Annotated in this window: 17 protein-coding genes; 10 read left to right on the top strand and 7 right to left on the bottom strand. The window is 63.3% G+C overall.

What is annotated here, in order from left to right; translation table 11 throughout:
• Window positions 1–13: 13 nt before the first annotated feature.
• The 3 genes from Q7514_RS24510 (at window position 14) to Q7514_RS24500 (ending at window position 4,310) form a co-directional block, all read left to right on the top strand.
• On the top strand, window positions 14–1,927 hold the full coding sequence (locus Q7514_RS24510) for a S9 family peptidase (protein ID WP_330135869.1): 1,914 nt from the start codon (window positions 14–16) through the stop codon (window positions 1,925–1,927).
• A gap of 26 nt (window positions 1,928–1,953) precedes the next feature.
• The gene (locus tag Q7514_RS24505; protein ID WP_330135868.1) at window positions 1,954–2,682 is read left to right on the top strand and encodes a MerR family transcriptional regulator; all 729 of its coding nucleotides are present in this window, start codon (window positions 1,954–1,956) and stop codon (window positions 2,680–2,682) included.
• A gap of 77 nt (window positions 2,683–2,759) precedes the next feature.
• The gene (locus tag Q7514_RS24500) at window positions 2,760–4,310 is read left to right on the top strand and encodes an alpha/beta fold hydrolase (protein ID WP_330135867.1); all 1,551 of its coding nucleotides are present in this window, start codon (window positions 2,760–2,762) and stop codon (window positions 4,308–4,310) included.
• 9 nt (window positions 4,311–4,319) lie between these two features.
• Here the strand turns inward: Q7514_RS24500 and Q7514_RS24495 are convergent, their stop codons facing one another.
• Window positions 4,320–4,523 carry a cold shock domain-containing protein gene (locus tag Q7514_RS24495; protein WP_330135866.1) on the bottom strand — a complete coding sequence of 68 codons (204 nt, stop codon included), beginning with the start codon at window positions 4,521–4,523 and terminating at the stop codon, window positions 4,320–4,322.
• Window positions 4,524–4,752: 229 nt separating this feature from the next.
• Entirely contained in the window at window positions 4,753–4,938 is a 186-nt protein-coding gene (locus tag Q7514_RS24490; protein ID WP_330135865.1) for a hypothetical protein, read from the bottom strand.
• Window positions 4,939–5,655: 717 nt separating this feature from the next.
• Between Q7514_RS24490 and Q7514_RS24485 the strand changes: the two genes are divergently transcribed.
• The 6 genes from Q7514_RS24485 to Q7514_RS24460 all read left to right on the top strand — a co-directional run bounded on the left by Q7514_RS24485 (window position 5,656) and on the right by Q7514_RS24460 (window position 11,168).
• Window positions 5,656–5,961: a hypothetical protein gene (locus Q7514_RS24485; RefSeq protein ID WP_330135864.1), complete on the top strand. Its 306-nt coding sequence runs from the start codon at window positions 5,656–5,658 to the stop codon at window positions 5,959–5,961.
• A 53-nt stretch (window positions 5,962–6,014) separates the two neighbouring features.
• Window positions 6,015–8,348 carry a TPR repeat region-containing protein gene (locus tag Q7514_RS24480; protein WP_330135863.1) on the top strand — a complete coding sequence of 778 codons (2,334 nt, stop codon included), beginning with the start codon at window positions 6,015–6,017 and terminating at the stop codon, window positions 8,346–8,348.
• Window positions 8,345–9,091, top strand: coding sequence for a hypothetical protein (locus Q7514_RS24475; protein ID WP_330135862.1), 747 nt, complete (start codon window positions 8,345–8,347; stop codon window positions 9,089–9,091). The genes Q7514_RS24480 and Q7514_RS24475 overlap by 4 nt, the downstream gene beginning before the upstream one ends.
• A 4-nt stretch (window positions 9,092–9,095) precedes the next feature.
• Complete coding sequence (locus Q7514_RS24470; RefSeq protein ID WP_330135861.1) at window positions 9,096–9,866, top strand: hypothetical protein; 771 nt, start codon at window positions 9,096–9,098, stop codon at window positions 9,864–9,866.
• A 322-nt stretch (window positions 9,867–10,188) separates the two neighbouring features.
• Window positions 10,189–10,470 (top strand): hypothetical protein, encoded by a 282-nt coding sequence (locus Q7514_RS24465; RefSeq protein WP_330135860.1) that lies wholly within the window; start codon window positions 10,189–10,191, stop codon window positions 10,468–10,470.
• 410 nt (window positions 10,471–10,880) lie between these two features.
• Window positions 10,881–11,168: a hypothetical protein gene (locus Q7514_RS24460; protein ID WP_330135859.1), complete on the top strand. Its 288-nt coding sequence runs from the start codon at window positions 10,881–10,883 to the stop codon at window positions 11,166–11,168.
• Between the two features lie 245 nt (window positions 11,169–11,413).
• On the opposite strand, the gene Q7514_RS24455 is transcribed toward Q7514_RS24460, so the two are convergent.
• The 3 genes from Q7514_RS24455 to Q7514_RS24445 all read right to left on the bottom strand — a co-directional run bounded on the left by Q7514_RS24455 (window position 11,414) and on the right by Q7514_RS24445 (window position 14,913).
• A complete protein-coding gene (locus Q7514_RS24455) occupies window positions 11,414–12,526 on the bottom strand; it encodes a hypothetical protein (protein WP_330135858.1) in 1,113 nt (370 codons plus the stop codon).
• 83 nt (window positions 12,527–12,609) lie between these two features.
• Window positions 12,610–13,809, bottom strand: coding sequence for a serine hydrolase domain-containing protein (locus Q7514_RS24450; protein WP_330135857.1), 1,200 nt, complete (start codon window positions 13,807–13,809; stop codon window positions 12,610–12,612).
• A gap of 108 nt (window positions 13,810–13,917) precedes the next feature.
• Window positions 13,918–14,913: an AraC family transcriptional regulator gene (locus Q7514_RS24445; protein WP_330135856.1), complete on the bottom strand. Its 996-nt coding sequence runs from the start codon at window positions 14,911–14,913 to the stop codon at window positions 13,918–13,920.
• Window positions 14,914–15,024: 111 nt separating this feature from the next.
• Between Q7514_RS24445 and Q7514_RS24440 the strand changes: the two genes are divergently transcribed.
• The gene (locus Q7514_RS24440) at window positions 15,025–15,435 is read left to right on the top strand and encodes a YybH family protein (protein WP_330135855.1); all 411 of its coding nucleotides are present in this window, start codon (window positions 15,025–15,027) and stop codon (window positions 15,433–15,435) included.
• Between the two features lie 483 nt (window positions 15,436–15,918).
• On the opposite strand, the gene Q7514_RS24435 is transcribed toward Q7514_RS24440, so the two are convergent.
• On the bottom strand, window positions 15,919–16,755 hold the full coding sequence (locus Q7514_RS24435; protein WP_330135854.1) for a mycofactocin-coupled SDR family oxidoreductase: 837 nt from the start codon (window positions 16,753–16,755) through the stop codon (window positions 15,919–15,921).
• A 221-nt stretch (window positions 16,756–16,976) separates the two neighbouring features.
• Window positions 16,977–17,312, bottom strand: a complete 336-nt coding sequence (locus Q7514_RS24430; RefSeq protein WP_330135853.1) for an MFS transporter — start codon at window positions 17,310–17,312, stop codon at window positions 16,977–16,979.
• Window positions 17,313–17,435: the final 123 nt, after the last annotated feature.

Genomic DNA, 17,435 nt, shown 5'->3' with positions numbered 1-17,435 from the left:
GATCGGAGTCCGAATGCCCACCCCGATGACCGACGATTCCTTGCCCGAATTGATCGACGTCGAGGACTTCTTCGCCGACCCGCACTTCGCCGGCGCATCGATCTCGCCGGACGGAACCAGGCTGGCCTACTTGGCACCGGAACACGGGCGACGCAATGTGTGGGTGCGCGGCATTCACGAGGACCACGACGACGCCGTCTGCGTCACGCACGACAGCAGGCGCGGGATCTCGACCTTCCACTGGACCGGAGACTCCCGCTGGCTGCTCTACCTGCAAGACACCGACGGCAACGAAGACTGGCATCTCCACCGGGTGGACCCGGATGCCCCGGATGTACCGGCCGTCGATCTGACTCCGCTGCCACCGGGATCACGAGTGTTCGGTGTCGAGCCTCTGGCGTCGTCGCCCGGCAGCGTGCTGGTGTGGATGAATCAGCGACCGACGTTCATCGACGTGTTCCGAATCGATGTCGCTGCCGGCGAGACGGCGATGCATATGGAGCAAGCCGAACCGACCGTCAGCACACTGCTCGACCGCAACGGGTGTGTAACCTTCGAAACTGTCGAGACCGAGGACGGCACCCTCGAGATCTCCGCGGTGGACCCCGCAACCGACGACCGCCGCCTCCTGCGTCGTCTGGGCGGAGCCGAGCATCCTCTCGGCGTCTACCCGCAGATCGTGACACCCGACGGGAAGGGGCTTCTCCTCGGCAGCTACCAGGATTCCGACGACCTGCGATTGGTCCGCATCGATCGAGACACCGGTGAGGAAACAGTGGTCTGCGCCGTCGGCGGGCACAGCCTGTGCACTCTGGACATCCACGCCCCCGGCCTGCTTCCACCGGCCGTCTTCCTCAGCCGCCGCACCGGCGAGGTCATCGCCGCCCGGTTCGTCGGTGACAGGCCCAGAATCGAGGTCCTGGATCCGCACTTCGCCGAGGTTCACGCCGAGTTGGCGAAGCTCTCCGACGGGGTGCTGGGCACGTTGTCGTCGGACGAGTCCGAGCAACGTTGGATCGCCACGTTCATCCACGACCGCGACCCAGCGGTGACCTGGTTCTACGATCACGCCACCGGCGAGAGCAGGCAGCTGTTCCGGCCGTATCCGCACCTGGACACGGCAGCGCTGGCTCCGATGGAAGCCGTGAGATTCCAGGCCCGCGACGGACTACCACTGCACGCATTCCTCACCCTTCCGGTCGGGATCGAGCCACGAAACCTGCCGCTGGTCCTTCTCGTCCACGGCGGCCCGTGGGCTCACGACGCCTGGGGATACAGCCCGGAGGCGCAGCTGCTGGCCAACCGCGGTTATGCAGTGCTGCAGGTCAACTTTCGGGGCTCGACCGGCTACGGCCGAGGGCATGTCACGGCTGCTATCGGCGAATTCGCGCGTGCGATGCACGACGATCTCATCGATGCCACCGACTGGGCCGTCGCTCAGGGCTATGCCGACCCGAACCGACTCGGCATCTTCGGCGGTTCTTACGGCGGCTATGCGGCACTTGTCGGTGTCACGGTCACCCCCGACCATTTCGCCGCCGCGGTCGATTACGTGGGAATCTCCGACCTGGCGAACTTCCTGCGGTCTATGCCCCCGTTCGCACGCGCCCACTTCACCAACAGCTGGTACCGCTATGTCGGCAACCCCGACGATCCCGCCCAAGAAGCAGATATGGCCACCCGATCGCCCATCACCATGGTCGAGAAGATTCGCACTCCACTCTTGGTGGCCCAGGGCGCCAACGACGCCCGCGTCGTCCAAGCGGAGTCCGACAACATCGTTCGATCCCTGCGAGATCGCGGTGTGCCGGTCGAGTACCTCCTCGCCGACGACGAAGGCCATGGTTTTGCGAACCCGGAGAACCAACACCGGCTCTACCATGCGGTCGAACGTCACTTCGCCGAGCATCTCGGTGGGAGACAATGACAGAACACCGAGGCACAGGAGACGGCATGGGCTGGAGCACTCGCGAACTCTCCGAACTCGCGGGCACGACGGTGAAGTCGGTGCGTCACTATCACGACATCGGCATTCTCGATCAGCCGCCGCGGGCGTCCAACGGCTACAAGCAGTACGGCGTCGCGCATCTCGTTCGGGTGTTGCAGATCAAACGCCTCACCACGCTCGGATTCTCGCTCGCGCAGGTCGCCGAGATGGGTGAGGACATCACGCATCCGGTGCAGTCGTTGCAGGCATTGGACGCCGAATTGGCGGCCACCATCGAACGGCTACAGCGTGCGCGGATGGAGGTCGGCCTACTTCTGCGGCATTCCGCGAGACCCGATCTTCCGCCCGAATTGGCTCTCGCGGGCAATGTCGGCGACCTCTCCGATGCCGACCGGTCTTTCGCGACGTACTTGACCAGAGTGCTCAGTCCATCCGACCTCGATGCGTACGGCGAACTGTTGCGCAGTCCCGCCACACAGGCCAGCGCCGATTTCGACGCCCTGCCTGCTGACGCCGATGAACAGACGCGGGTAGACCTTGCCCGACGAATGATCCCCGAAATCGAAACCTTGACCGAGCAGTATCCCGGCGCCTTCGACAGCGAAATCGCGCACGATCACCGCACTGCGCGCAAGATCGGAGCCGTGATGTCCGAGGTCTACAACCCCGCACAACTCGACGTACTGCGCAGAGTCGCATTGGCCCGTCAACCAGACGACAGCGCCGACAACTGACAATCCCCATTCCCGATCGGAGCTCGGTTCCCATGTTCGGACCTCGATTTCGAGGCGCGCTCTCGCTGCCACGGCCCATGCCCGTTCTCGCTCTTGTAGCCGCGACGCTCCTGACCCTCGGCGCGTGCAGTTCCGGGCCGACGACGTCGCACGCACTACAACCCGAGCCGGAGTCCTCGGTGGAGTTGCAACGCTTCTACGACCAGGACCTGGTGTTCGGTGCGTGTGAGGATTACGCCACGACCGCCGCCGACCAGGCCGTCTTCACCAGCGATCCCGAATTCCGCTGCGCCCGTCTGGAAGTTCCTCTCGACTACGACGAACCCAGCGCAGAGACCGCGCAGATCGCACTACTCGAAGCACCTGCCCGGGGCGAACCGCTCGGGTCATTGGTGCTCAATCCCGGTGGGCCCGGAGGGGCCGGCATGAGCATGGCCGCAGTCGGCGCCACTACCTTGGCCGAGAGCCCGCTCACCGCGAACTTCGACCTCATCGGTTTCGATCCCCGCGGTGTCGGAGCCTCCACACCTGCCATCGACTGCTTCACCGACGCCGAAACCGACGCGGGTGAAGCCGCGACGACTGTGCTCACCGGCTCCGGATCATGGACCGAGGACGATACTCGAGCACTCGTCGATCAATGCTCGCAACGATCCGGCGGCGACGAGGTACTCGCCGGTGTCGGCACCCGCGACGCGGCACGCGATATGGATATCCTGCGCGCCGCACTCGGCGACGACAAGCTCAGCTACCTCGGCCGCAGCTACGGCACGAGACTCGGCGCCGTCTACGCCGAGATGTTCCCCACCAACGTGAGGGCACTGGTCCTCGACGGTGCCGCCGATCCGCACCTGGGAACCGCCGAACGTCGCATCACCCAATTCACGGCTTTCCAAGACTCTTTCGATGCGATGGCAGCCGAGTGCGCCAAGGACCCGGAGTGTCCTCTGGGCACCGACCCGAGCAAAGCCGTCGAGGTGTTCCACAGCATCACTCGCCCGCTGATCGAGAATCCGATCATCACAACCGACGGGCGCCGGATGGATTTCGATGCTGCCTACGGCGCTGTGATTGCCGGGCTGTACGACTCGCGGGTCTGGCCGGCCATCACCAAGGGGATCGGCGAATTACGCTCCGGCGCTCCCGAGACGCTCCTGCGCATCACCGATGCGTTCGGCGGCCGGGGCGAGGACGGTGTGTACCCGAACTTTCCAGAAGCGAATTTCGCGATCAACTGCATGGACGAACAACGCAGCACTCCCGAACAGGAAGTCGAACTCAAGCGCCGCATCCAGGAGGCCGCCCCGTTCACCGACGCCGGGCGCGGACCCGACGGCGCACGTGACCCTTGCGAATCATGGCCCGCGGAACCCACATTGAGCTACCCGTACGCCACCGACATCAACGGACTGCCCGACACTCTGACCATCTCGATCACCGGCGACCCGGCCACACCGTACGAGGCAGGTGTGAGCCTCGCCGACACCTTGGGTGGCAGCCTGCTCACCGTCGACGGTGATCAGCACACGATTGCATTCGACGGCACCAGCGACTGCGTAGACGCCATCGTCGCCGACTATCTCATCGATCTGGCGTCTCCGCCGGAACACTCCCGGTGCGGTCTGTGACCTGCGCCGTCACAGTGTCCGCACATTACGGGCCTGGGGGCCTGTCACTCCGTAGCCGATCTCGTATTCGACCTGCTGGTTGTCGTGCAGCGTCTTGAAGCCGTTGCCCGCGATCTCCGAGTAGTGCACGAATATCTCAGTGGTGCCGTCGGCCGGAGTGATGAACCCGAAGCCCCGTGCACTGTTGAACCACTTCACGATGCCCTGCATCACGATTTCTGTCCTCTATCTTCGGTGTGAGCGCGCACCTCTCGGCGCGGGTCATGACGCCGGGACCGTAGCGCCCCCTGCGGCGCTACGGTCCCGGCGAGTCCGGTGGCCGGCATGGGCGGGTGTTCACGCCGCACGGTGGGGAAATCCCGATGTTCGCGATGTATTCATGCGGGACTTCCTCTGTCTCCGAGCATGGGTCGATTGCATTGCAGCAGTGGCGATGTGTCGGTCAGATCATGACGGCGGCGAGGCCGACACAGAGGACGGTGAGCACGGCGATCAGCGCGCACAGGGCGAGCGAACCGGTCAGCACCAACATGGGTGCGCCGGCCGGGACACCGGAGCCGAGCGCGATGGCCGTATGCGACCGAAGTCGGGAATCCGACGCTTTCGGGTGGTTCGTGCGCGCGTCCATGCGCGGGCCGGTCAGTGGTATCAGCAGCTGCAAGTTCTTCGGCCTTTCCGAAATCCCCGCCGGACCGAGGATGGTCCGACCCCCTGGGAGCTGTGAGTGTGGCGTGCGTGTGGTGTGTCCATCGGCATGCGATTGGTATGCGACAGATCACAACCCGTTTTCCCCTGAGATAGTTCTACATCACAGTCCCAGCCGCGGCCACCTAGGCAATACGCCTGCTTTGTGCTGGTGAGAGGCGGTTTCGGTACGTTTGTGCAGATTATCTGCGGCCGTGTTCATGCGGCCGCGTCGGCGGCTCCACACCTGGTCAAAGGGGTTTTCTGCGCTCCCCACACAGTGCCGACTTCGGAAAGGCAGACCGGCTCCGGCGCTGCACAGGGATGTTCCGGCACCGGCAGAGAGGTCGTTCAGCGAGAATATTGAGGACTTTCTACCCCACCGCGTATTGCGGTAGTACCCGTCGACAATCGGGTGGTATGCCTCCACGGAACGCGCTCGAAGGTCAGCAGCGTCGAAGTGGGCGGCCCCCTGCTCCCGCTACATGCTCAGCCAGATACACCGGCTGTGACCCGCGCGTATGTATGGAAATGTAGCGGGAATGCCGCGGGCGACGGATGCCGATACGGCGGCCATCGACCGCGGAATTGGTGGACACCATCCGAGGCGCTAGTCTGTGGCGGATCGGACAAGGGGACCGATCGATGGGGGATCATGGGGATGACCAATACGCTCGAAGCCGACCTGCCACAAATCCGGTCGGTGTCTCGCCACTTCGACCTGCACGCCGAAGAGCTCTGCGAGATCGACACCTCACTGATGAGGTCCCATTCGCCAAGCGGATTCCTGCAGGTCTCGTCGGTCGCCGCCGCGCTCGGTGGCGCCGAGGCTGCAACCCGCCGCGCCCTGCTGATCCTCGCCGATCGAGCATGGGCATTGCACGACACCATGAACCGCGTGTGTGAGGACTACTCACAAACCGAGGAATACTTCAGGGACGAACTCGCGAGGGCAGTGTCCGCGTGATTCCCTCGGTATCCGATGTACGTCACTGGAATTGGTCGGCGCTATCCGAACAGATGATCTCGACAGAGTCGGTCGCCACCCGACTCGAAGACGCCCGCGACTCGATCCACACATCCACCAACGACCTCTGGTCTGTATGGACGGGTATCGCCGCCGACGCCGCAGCAGACCACCTCGACCGCGAACGCAAGTCCGACACCACCATCTCCTACGAACTACGCGAACTTGCCTCCGCCACCAGAAGAGCCGACGAAGATCTCGCACACGCAGCCCGCGTGACTCTCGACAGAATTGCCGCGGCCGAACGAGCCGGCTTCACAGTCGATGACGGGGGTGTCACCGCCGGGCCAGGCTTCACAGGGGTCTACGAGGGAGAACCCGATGCCGCCGCGCACTGGGGCATGATTCGAGACGCACTGCGGGTGATCGGTGAGGTGGACGACGACCATGCACGCCGCATCACCGGCATCGTCTCGAACCTCATCGACGTCACACCATCGCCAGCAGCCTTCTCCCCCGACGAAGCCGCCCACGACTGGGCCATGCTCACCGACGGCACGGTCACGTCCGAAGATCTGGGACGGTTCACCACGAACCTTGCCGCAGCCGGACTCGACCCGCAGTCTCTCGATGAGCTTGCGAAAGGCAAGGTCGTCACCGCCCTGCCCGCAGGCGCGTTCAGCTACCTCGAGAATCTGTACGGCGAGGCGGGAGCGGATGGTGTCATGGAGTTGCAGCGGCAACTCCTTGCCGACGGCAGTACCTCGGCGCTCGGCGCTCGCGACAGTCTCGCAAGCGGGATTCTCGCGCTGTCGAACGAACACGTACGCGACGTCGACGACGAGCGCGGCGGATGGGATCGCTTACCGCAAGACGTCCGCGATCTCGTCGAAGCCCGCCCTGGCGCGGTCCAGCTCGACGGCTACCGAGTCCCGCCCACCCTGTCCGCATTCATGGACACCCTGCCGCCCGACATCCGGGGCGAGCTCGAGTCCGAGCCGGGCGCCGCTGCCTCGGCGCACCGAAACGCACTCGCCAATCCGGGTGACGCCGCGTACATCGACTCCGTGATCCGCGGACGCGAATTCTGGGAGTTCGTCGGAACGGGGAACGGCACTCCCGGCGCCGAACTCGGCACGAAACTCGTCGAATCGGCCGCATCGCAAGCATCCGTGATCGATGCGACCGGATCCGGCACCGGGCCGTACGACACCATCCCCATCACGGTCGGCCATGCCGGCGAATCGATGCTCGACGTCACCAGCAGCAACCACGACGTCAGTGCCCGCATACTTGCAGGAGACCTGAATGGAGACGGCATCCCAGAGGTTCAACGTGACGACATTCTCACACCACTGTTCACTCATGCCTGGGACGACGGTGGAGAATCCGCGGGGCGCCTCACCAATTGGATGACCCACGAGTTGGGCGACGCACGCGCTGGCGGCGACACAGCACGCGTCGACCGAGCGGAGTTCGCCGCACTCAATTTGTCTCAGTATCTTGCGCACGAAGAGAACTTCGACCGTTTGATGGACGTCCACGGCGAAAATACTTCCAACATCGGTGAGGTGAATCCCGGACTGGTTCGAGCATTCGCCGATGGGTTGCACGGGTACATCCCCGAACTTGTCAGGGCGGATAACGTAGGCGACTGGAAACAAAACAGCCTCGAATCGCCCAATTCCAACGAAGCCGCGCGGCGCATCTTCACCCTCATGGCCACGGATCAGGAATCCAGCGCCACATTCGGAAGCGCGGCTACTGCATTCGGTCGGTACTACGCGGACGACTTCGTCGAAGGCCCCTCGTACCTCGGTGCGTCCAACGCGGGCCGTCTCCAAGCGCTGCTCGATACAGGCATCTACAACGCAGGAAGGGAAATGTTCGACGATCGGGCACGGATCGACGAGTTCGTGCAGCAACGCCGGGAAGACACGTTCAACACGAACTACACGGTCATCCGGAATCTCGTCGCACTCGATCCTCGTCTCAGCGGCACAGTCGGACTGCTGATGGACATCAACAGCACCTCCATCCGAGACACATTCGTGCCCGCGTTCGAAGATCCCGAGGCGACGCCGTTCACCGGCGACTTCAGTCGATACAGTGCGCCGAACGCGTACAACCTGCTGGAAAATGCGGTGGGACGGTACGGGCTACCGCAGGATCCCGAAGTCATCGCGAACCTTGGCGATCTGAATCTCCTTGGATCCGACGGCACCCTTACCTACCCGAGCGGCAATCCACCGCTGGACGCTATTACCGGCGCCGCCGACAGAGCCCTAGAGAACTACAAAATCAACTTCTCAACCTTCCGCGAGTACTACATCGACGCCTATGGAAGTATCGCACCCACGAACAGAGAACCGAACGCTCCACGATGAAAAAGCCATGTGCCCGCGCGATCATCCAATTCACAGTCATCGCGACACTCGCCGCCGTCGCCTTGGCGTGCGCACCGGCAACGACTCCGCCATTCCCGCCGGAGCCCAACCCCTTCGCCGCGCTCAAGGCTGACGCGAAGATACTGTCGCACCGCTGGACTGCACCAGGAGGCATCGACTTCGATACGGCAGAGATCCAGGTGGTCCGTGGCTACATCGAGAGTGAGAACAACTACGACCGCACTGCCGATCCAGACACCCTGTACCCCGGCTATACCGACATCGTCCACGTCGAGAAGTCCCCTCCTACGCCCCGAACTGGGACGATCAACCACCACATACTCCAATTCGAATCCACCACCCATCTAGGGCGACCCGTCACCGAAATCCATGTCTGCGACGTCCACACACAAACCGCTATGTCCACCGCTGATGGATGGACCCGCATGGAAAGGCGCTTCTACACATCGCTCCGACTCCAACAGACCGAGCGAGCCACCAGCCCCCCACCCAATCTCGACTACGAACATCGGCTCCCCTATCCCACCTGGAACATTTTCGACGGCTGGGAAGTCGAACGCTTCACAGACAAGCGGATGGGCGAGAACGATCCATGGCGCATCTGTATGTCGCAGATACCGGGAATCACTCCGGATACCCCAGTGCAAGAACGTCTTCAGGGAGCCCCTGCCATAGAGCCGTTCTACCCCGGCTGGCCGACCCTCGTCGACAACAATGAGTAGGAACATGATCACCTCCGGAACGACTCCCCCAGTGAATCATTCGACTTGGATGCTCACCCGGGCCGTCGGCATCGCAACACTTGCCGCAGTCATGGGGGCGTGTACACCGGACACCACTCCCCCACGCCCGCCGGAACCCGACCGTTTCGCCGCACTCGAAGCCGACGCAAAGGTCATGTCCCACCGCTGGACCGCACCCAACGGCATCAACCTCGACTCACCAGAAATACAAGTGGCCCGTGGCTACATCGAGAGCGAGAACAACTACGACCGCACCGCCGACCCCAACACCCTCTACCCCGGATACATCGCCGTCGCACACGCGTACAAGTCCCCACCTACACCGCGAACCGGGACGATCACCCACCACATCCTCCAGGTCGAATCCACCACCCACTTGGGTCGACCCGCCACAGAAATCCACGTCTGCGACGTCTACATGCAGACCGCCATGCCCACCGATACCGAATGGACCCGAATGGAAACGCGCTTCTCCTCCTCCCTCCGGATCCAGCAGACCGAGCAGGTGGCTGAAACTCTACCCACCCTCGATTACGAGCGTCGCCTGCCGTACCCCACCTGGAACGTCTTCAACGGCTGGGAAGTCGAACGCTTTACCGACAAACGGATAGGCGAGAACGATCCGTGGCGCATCTGCAGGACAAGCATGCCGGGATACAACCGGGACACCCCCGTGACCGAAAGGCTCACCGCAGCTCCCGTCGTCGAGCCGTTCCATCCCGGATGGCCTACTGTTGTCGACGACGGCGAATAGTAGGATCAGCGTCTCCGGAACGATTCCTGCAGTGAATCATTCAACCGAGACCGCGCGGCATGTCTTCACCCTCATAGCGACAGGTCAGGAATCGAGTGGCACATTCGGAAGCGCAGCTACAACATTCGGTCACGCAGCCAACTTCGTCGAAGGCCTTCCTACCTCGGTGCGTCCCACGCGGGTCGTCTCCAAGCGCTGCTCGATACCGGCATCTACAACGCAGGAAGGGAAAGGTTCGACGACCGGACACGGATCGACGAGTTCGTGCAGCAACGCCGGGAAGACACTCGATCCTCGCCTCAGCGGCACGGTCGGACTCTTGATGGACGTCAACAGCACTTCCATCCGAGACACATTCGTGCCGGCATTCGATAACCCCGAGCTGACGCCGTTCACCGGCGACTTCAGTCGATACAGCGCGCCGAACGCGTACAACCTGCTGGAGAATGCGGTGGGGCGGTACGGATTTCCGGACGATCCCACTATCGTGGACGACCTTCGCACACTCGGACTGTTGAGATCCGACGGAACACTCACCTACCCGAGCGGCGACCCCTCCCTCGACAAAATCACCGACCTCGCCGACCAGACTTTAGAGCATTGACCTTCACGACAGGGGCCTGCGCGACACCCGACCCCGTGCCGACACCACCTGAACCCGAACAGGTCTCCTTCGCAGCACTCGACGCCGACGCAAAACTGTTGTCACATCGCTGGAATGCACCAGACGGTGTTTCACTCGACCTACGAGAACTACAAGCGGTCCGGTCCTACATCGAAAGCGCAAGCACCTACGACCACACGGCAGATCGAGCCAGCGTCCACCCCGGATTCTGGGATGTCCGAACCCAATGGGAAACCACTCCCATACCCGAATATGGGACGGTCTACCACCACATCCTCCTGATCGAACCCTCCCTTTACATCGGCGAACCCGTAACAGAAGTATTGGTGTGCAGCGACTATATGAACACCGCGATATCCACAAAATACGCATGGATACGAATCCATACAATGCGGTCCACGCCCCTACGAATCCGACTGTCCGCCGACGGCCCCGTCACCACTCCAGCACTCGACTACGAGCATCGACTTCCCTATCCGACGTGGAATGTATTCGAAGGCCTCGAAATAGAACGAGCAGATGGCAACCGCGGCAGCAAGAGGTCTATGGGGACCATCTGCCATGAGGACATGCCGGGATACAACCCGGAAGCACCCCCAGAGGAGGAGCTTCCGGCCGCGCCCGTCGTCGAGCCGTTCTACCCCGGATGGCCAGCCCTCATCGACGAGCATCCATAGAATCGTGGGGGTGTCCGGAGCATCTGATGCAGTGAAACAGCCACACCGCATGGCGTCACCCTGCATTCACGGAGAGATGCGAGCGGGTCCGAGCAAGTGGGCGCCGATCACTCCGTCACACAGGCGCATCCAATATCTCCGCGATGCCGGAGGTACGCGGCATACGGGAGGGATGCCACCGCGCCCGGCATCTTTGGTGCATTTCTACCCACCCAACGACCAATATTCCACCAAAGACCCCTCCATCATCGTTTCGATGTGCGAGCGGTCTTTCGCCGCCAGCGCTCGCGGGCGTCGTCGAGCACCCACTCGACCACGTCGCTGTCGGGACGAACAGCATCGGTGAGCCAGTGGGTCTCGTCGGGCGCCCATCCGGCGATCACGCTCGCGGTGTCGTCGTCGACGTCGATCGCTGTTCCCGCGGCAGCGAGATATCCCCTCACCGTGAGGTGCACTCCCCCGTAGGCGTCTGCGACGCGACTCCAGTCGGGCATCACCCAGCGACCGTCGCGGCCGGTGGCCCGGTACCAGTCGTGACGTTTCTGCGCTGTCACCTCCAACGGGTAGCGCCGGCACAGATCTGCCCACGCATCAGTGACGTCGATTTCGAACACCTCGATTTCCGCCGGCACCGGCATGCGTCGAGCGAAGGCCCGCTCCCAGCCCATGCTGTCTTCGACGAACAGGACGCCCGCCGGCAACCCGTCATCGAAGGACCGCGCCGAACAACGCGCTTCCCACGGAAAAGACCACCACTCGCCCGAGTAGTTCGCCTTCGGGTCTCGCGGGCGCTCGCGTTCCGCTTGGACTTCCTGTTCGACGATGCGGTTACGCCACGCGACCAGGCGGTCGGTGAGCGGCCTTTGTTCAGGAGGTTCCTGCATAAACGACTCGGCCGAATCGCCCCAGCCCACCGACCACTGGTCGTCGCGAGCCACCTCGGTCGACCACCACTCGACGTGAGATGACTGCGCGATGTGGTCGGCGACGCGTCGCAGTTCTCGTCGCATGGGGGCGGTGGCGGCGAGGATGTCTTCCCCTTCGGGTTCCTGCCAGTAGCGGGCGTTGTCCACCGCCATCCCGAGCGCCGAGCGCAGAACAGCTTCCGTCACCTCGGGAAGCGGCACTGTTGCGAGCCGGCGCGCAACCTCATCCGGTGTAATGTCCGGCAGCGGCTCGTCAGCACCCGGGCCGTACAGGACACCCGGGTTGGGGTCGAGGTTGTGTGCGGCGTAGAAGACGGCGGAGTTGAATGTACTCCGGTCGTAGTTCTGCTGGGTGGCGCGGTCGGCTTCCCGCGCAAACTCCAACAACAACCTGCGGCCACGGGGGCCTGCCAACAATGCGTTTGCCGTCATGCCGACCAGTAGATCACCGGACGACCGAGTCACCGGTGGGTGTACGGCAGGGCGTCAGGGCACCCCGGACGCCCTGCCACTGATCAGTCCAGCGAGCGATACACGCGTGACTCGAATTCGAGGAATCCGTCGACAGATGCGCGGTCGGCGAACGGCAGAATCTGCGTCGCCCAGATACCGGCGACATCAGCACTGCGATCGATCCAGTAGTACAGATTTGCCAGGCCGGCCCAACTCAAGGATCCGGCGCTGCGACCCGTGGGCGCTTGCTCTTCGTTGACCATGAAGGTGTAGGCCCACGTCTTGCGCTGGCCCGGAAAGAATTCTGCGTCGTTCGACAGCTCCGGCTCGACACCGGGCAACATGGTCACCTGAAGGTCGCCGAGACCGTTGACCGCAGCGTTCGCAACGGTTTCCGGCCGCAGCACCCGTCCGTGCTCACCTTCGCCGTCGTTCAGCCACATTCGCAGAAAACGGCTGTAGTCACCGACGGTCGAATACAGACCATGGCCACCCATATCCACCTCGGGTTCCTGCGGCAGCACCAGACCGGTCGGTTCCAGTGTGCCGTCGGCTCCGCGTTGGTGGATCTCGGTCCGCCGCTCTTCCATCGACGGCGTCAGACGGAACGCCGTGTCGCTCATACCGAGTGGCCGGAAGACCCGTTCTGCCATGACCTTCCCCAGCCGCTTTCCACGAATGGCCTCGACCACCAGCCCCGCCCAATCGATGTTGGACCCGTAGTTCCACCGGGTACCCGGCTCGAACAACAACGGGGTGTTCAAAGCCGCGCGAGTCGCTGTGATGACACTGGGATGCACGCCGTCGACGAGGAGACGATGATACGTCTCGTCGAAGAACGAGTAGCCGAATCCGGCCGTGTGCAACAGGAGCATTCGTGTGGTGATCGGGGTATTGGGCGCGCGCAGCTTCAGGGCTCCGGCATCATCGAACCCCTCTGCGACGCACAGGTCTGCGATCTCAGGAATGTAGTCCGAGGCAGGAGCGTCGAGGTCGAGCAACCCCTCCTCGACGCATTGAAGCACCGTCGTTCCGGTGATGGCCTTGGTGGTGGAGAACATCGCGAACACCGAATCGGTCGTCATGGGTGCCACATCGTTCAACGACCGGACCCCTGCCGCACCTTCGTACACGGGCCCGGCCGAGCGCGTGACCGCGGCCGCGACACCGGCAACCCGATCGGGTCCGTTGGAACCCGTCGTGACATCGGCGAGGGCATCGTCGAGCGTCGACTTCAACGGAGACTGTTTCAGCGTGGACATGTCGATCCTTTCGGTGTGATGAGCAGCACAACGAAAGGTATGGGGATCCCTCACCCTGATACGTCCACGATCGGCAGTAACCATCTGCAATCGGCAGCAACGGGGTGTTCAGCCGTTACGCCGCCGAGCCAGCGTCTCCGACGGGTTCTCCCCGAATCGGCGGCGATAGGCGGCTGCAAAAACACCCATATTGACGTAACCCCATTCGTGGGCAGCCGCCGACACTGACAACGCTCCCGCGCTCAGTGCGCGGTGGACGCCGTGCAGCCGACGCTCGATGAGATATGCGCGCGGCGACATTCCCACGTATTTGTTGAATGCGCCGTTCAGCGCGCGAACGCTGACACCTGCCGCCAGCGCTGTCTCGGCGACGGTCGGCAGGTCCTTGACGTGCTCGTCCATGTATTGCACGGCTGCCCGCACATACCCGGGCGCCGCAACGGAGGAGGGCTCGGAGAGATCGACGCCTGCAGAGCGCGACCACTCGTCGAGTAGGTGAGCGGCGATCATCTCCTCGAGATTCCGGCCGACCCTCCCGGTGGCGACGGCCTGGGGCGCCGTCGACGCCGTTCGCGCTGCGTACTCGAGCAGCGCCAGCCACGGACTGTTCTGCCCACCGATCGGGCACCGGTGGCTCCACAACCGTTCGCCTGGGACGTGGCCCCACCACTGCAATGCCAGATCGGACAGGAGTCGGTGCGGAATCGTCAGGTTCAGCTGGAGATGGTCGGGTGCCGCGCCGAGCCGATAGTCCACCCTGCTGCAGTCTGCGACGAAGGTCCCACCCACGGTCAGCTCTGTCTCGTCGCGTGTTCCTGCAGCGTGACGAGTCGATCCTTGCAGGGTGGTCAGCACGAGGACGTTTCCCGCGTCGGCGTCGAAATTCCGAAGGTCGACCTCCACGCCGTAGCAGAAACGCGTCATCGTGATGGTGCTGATCTGCACCGAGAACATCGACGACGCGGGGATGATGTTCCGACCGATCGGCTGCACGTCGAACCGCATGTACTTGTCGTCGGTCCAGGTACGGATCGCGTCCCAATCCGATTCGGGAGCCGCCAGGGGACGGCTACGCGGTGGTCTCGGGTCCGGCTGTGACGACACTCGTCCACGGTAGGCGACAAGGTCGGTTCGATGGGCGCCGAACTCCCCGGATCGTAGAACTGTCGGTCGGTCCTTGACCTCGAGCCAACTCGAGGTCCTACTGTCGCCCACATGACATCAACTACTCCAGACCACCGTGACCTCGAACAGATCCAGACGATCGTCCGCGACGTGCAGGAGGGCTTCAACACCAACGACGCATCACTGATGAACGCCCATCTCGCCGACGACGCGATCGTCGTGAATGCACGAGGTGCCGTCCTCTTCGGACGCGCCGCCATCCAGAAGGCTTCCGAGGACGCACTCGCCGCCGGCTACCTGAACGAGTCGACGGCCTACTACGAACTGAGCGACGTCGCCGGCCTCTCCGCCGACGTCATCGTCGCCCGGAAGAACGCATGGTCTACGAAGCAGGACGCCGACGACGGTGATCCGCCGGAGATGAACGCGCTGTACATCTTCGTGAAGCGGGGCGGTCGCTGGCTCATTTGGAGGCGGCAGAACACCATCGTCTCGAGTTAAAATCGCCGCGCAGTCCCCGAAAGAAGGCCGCGACGCCATCCGCTCCGCGCTGCGCGAACTCGCCGAACTCGGCTGCCTCGTGCGCGAGAAATTCCAGAACGAGCTCGACCAGTGGTGCACCGTCCAGACCATCTACGAAGAGCCTGTCATCACACCGGGGCCTGAGAAACCGACCGGGGCGACGCGGACGACGGAGGGCCAGGCGCTCTTATCCTACTGATCAACCAAGAACGGAAACCAACTGCCCGTCACGGGCTTTGAACGTCCCACTCAGCCCCGACATCGCCGGACTGGCCACGGCAAGTCGGCATGCGGGGCTGACGGCGACGTTCGCATATCTCAAACCCGAGGCGGCTGCGGCGACCGACGGGTTGATCGAGGTGCATGGAGTGCATCGCCCCAGCGACCCCATGCGATTCGCGCAGGCCTGGATACCCCACAGACCACACTGCTCTCGAAGACGAGCACGACGACGATACGCGCCTATTTGATGACCGCGCCGGCATCGACCGGCAATTGGACGCCGGTGATGTAACGCGCCGCGTCGCTGACCAGCCACAAAATCGCGTTGCTGACATCAACGGATTCGACCCACGGGATCGGTAACGCGCTCACTGTCGTGAAGACCGCTGCGGCCTCGTCGCGGATGATCTCCGAGGGCTTCTTCGTAGGATTGAACACGTGGTACGTGTACTCGTTGTGGATCATGTCGGTGTCCACGAACGTCGGATGCACCGAATTGACGCGGATCATCTGTGGCGCCAACTCGTTGGCGAGCGCCTTCATCATCCCGACGACCCCGTGCTTGGCAGCGACGTAGTGCGCCAGATTGCCGTAACCCTTGATCCCCGAGGTGGAGCTGACCAACACAATCGCGCCTCCGTCTCCGGTGGCCTTCACGTGCGGCAGCGCGGCCCGCACCGTCTTGAACACCCCCGACAGATTGATATCGATCATGTCGTCCCACATGCCGTCGGTGAGGTTCTCGACCAGGCCGAGGCTCAGAATCCCGGCGTTCGCGATCACTACGTCGAGCCTCCCCAAGTGCGCCACCGCGTCATCGACGACAGACTTCATGGCGGCACCGTCTCGCACATCTGCTTCGGCCGCGACGATCCTGCACCCCACACTCTCCACCTGGCGGACCGTTTCGGCGAGATCCTCTGCAGTTGCCAACGGATAACCGACCGAGGCCACCGGCGCGCAGATATCGGTGGCGATGATGTCGGCACCATGCTGCGCGGGCACCACGGCGTGACTGCGACCTTGTCCCCGAGCAGCTCCGGTGATGAACGCGACCTTGCCGTCGAGTCGTCCCATGCGTCAGCGCTCCTTGCTGCGAGACCATCCCCGTAGCACACGCTAGTTCCTCCCCCGCTGGTCCCGAGTAGAAACCCGACGATTGTCGGCAGAGGGTACATCCTTTGGCGTAGCCGGTCAGAGCGAAGGGACCGTACCCACCGCGCGCGAGGATGAGCGGATGCGGAGTGCGGAGCAGCTGCGGTACCGGCTCGACGAGTCGGGCAGCAACGTTGCCGTCATCATCGCGAGCGTCGACAGCAGAAACCCGCTCGGCGAACCCAGGTCCAGAACTCGCGACGACGCGGATCCGCATGCTCCGCGAACATCAGCGCTGCTCCGCCCCACTCGCCACCGACGGCTACGCCCTGAATCACGCGCATCGTCACGAGAAGAATGCGCGCCAGGATGCCGATCTGCTCGTAGGTGGGCAAGATGCCAAAGGCGAAGCTCGCGATGCCCATCATGACCATGGTGATCACCAGCATCGACTTGGGGCCCAGCTTGTCACCGAAATGCCCGAAAGTCAGACCACCGACCGGCAGGGCGATGTAGCTCGCGGCGAGTGTGCCGAACACAGCGATGCCGTCGACCGCGGCAAGAGGGCTGGATCGAGGCGAAGCGAGGGAAAGTGCACGATCGCAGTTGTTCTCCGTTGCAGTGCAACGTAATTCATTCGGGAGACGACGAATGGCCGTTCG

The sequence above is a fragment of the Rhodococcus artemisiae genome (genome assembly GCF_036327795.1).
GTDB lineage: Bacteria > Actinomycetota > Actinomycetes > Mycobacteriales > Mycobacteriaceae > Rhodococcus > Rhodococcus artemisiae.
Note: the sequence above shows the minus strand (reverse complement) of the source record. Positions and strands in the feature narration are given on the sequence as shown.

What these genes read in the sequence shown, in the direction of transcription:
- Q7514_RS24480 (WP_330135863.1), top strand. Translation starts at nt 6,015, where the DNA reads ATGATCTCGACAGAGTCGGTCGCCACCCGACTCGAAGACGCCCGCGAC.
- Q7514_RS24440 (WP_330135855.1), top strand. Translation starts at nt 15,025, where the DNA reads ATGACATCAACTACTCCAGACCACCGTGACCTCGAACAGATCCAGACG.
- Q7514_RS24450 (WP_330135857.1), bottom strand. Translation starts at nt 13,809, where the DNA reads ATGTCCACGCTGAAACAGTCTCCGTTGAAGTCGACGCTCGACGATGCC.
- Q7514_RS24470 (WP_330135861.1), top strand. Translation starts at nt 9,096, where the DNA reads ATGATCACCTCCGGAACGACTCCCCCAGTGAATCATTCGACTTGGATG.
- Q7514_RS24460 (WP_330135859.1), top strand. Translation starts at nt 10,881, where the DNA reads ATGCGGTCCACGCCCCTACGAATCCGACTGTCCGCCGACGGCCCCGTC.
- Q7514_RS24435 (WP_330135854.1), bottom strand. Translation starts at nt 16,755, where the DNA reads ATGGGACGACTCGACGGCAAGGTCGCGTTCATCACCGGAGCTGCTCGG.
- Q7514_RS24500 (WP_330135867.1), top strand. Translation starts at nt 2,760, where the DNA reads ATGCCCGTTCTCGCTCTTGTAGCCGCGACGCTCCTGACCCTCGGCGCG.
- Q7514_RS24485 (WP_330135864.1), top strand. Translation starts at nt 5,656, where the DNA reads ATGACCAATACGCTCGAAGCCGACCTGCCACAAATCCGGTCGGTGTCT.
- Q7514_RS24465 (WP_330135860.1), top strand. Translation starts at nt 10,189, where the DNA reads ATGGACGTCAACAGCACTTCCATCCGAGACACATTCGTGCCGGCATTC.
- Q7514_RS24455 (WP_330135858.1), bottom strand. Translation starts at nt 12,526, where the DNA reads ATGACGGCAAACGCATTGTTGGCAGGCCCCCGTGGCCGCAGGTTGTTG.
- Q7514_RS24475 (WP_330135862.1), top strand. Translation starts at nt 8,345, where the DNA reads ATGAAAAAGCCATGTGCCCGCGCGATCATCCAATTCACAGTCATCGCG.
- Q7514_RS24505 (WP_330135868.1), top strand. Translation starts at nt 1,954, where the DNA reads ATGGGCTGGAGCACTCGCGAACTCTCCGAACTCGCGGGCACGACGGTG.
- Q7514_RS24510 (WP_330135869.1), top strand. Translation starts at nt 14, where the DNA reads ATGCCCACCCCGATGACCGACGATTCCTTGCCCGAATTGATCGACGTC.
- Q7514_RS24490 (WP_330135865.1), bottom strand. Translation starts at nt 4,938, where the DNA reads ATGGACGCGCGCACGAACCACCCGAAAGCGTCGGATTCCCGACTTCGG.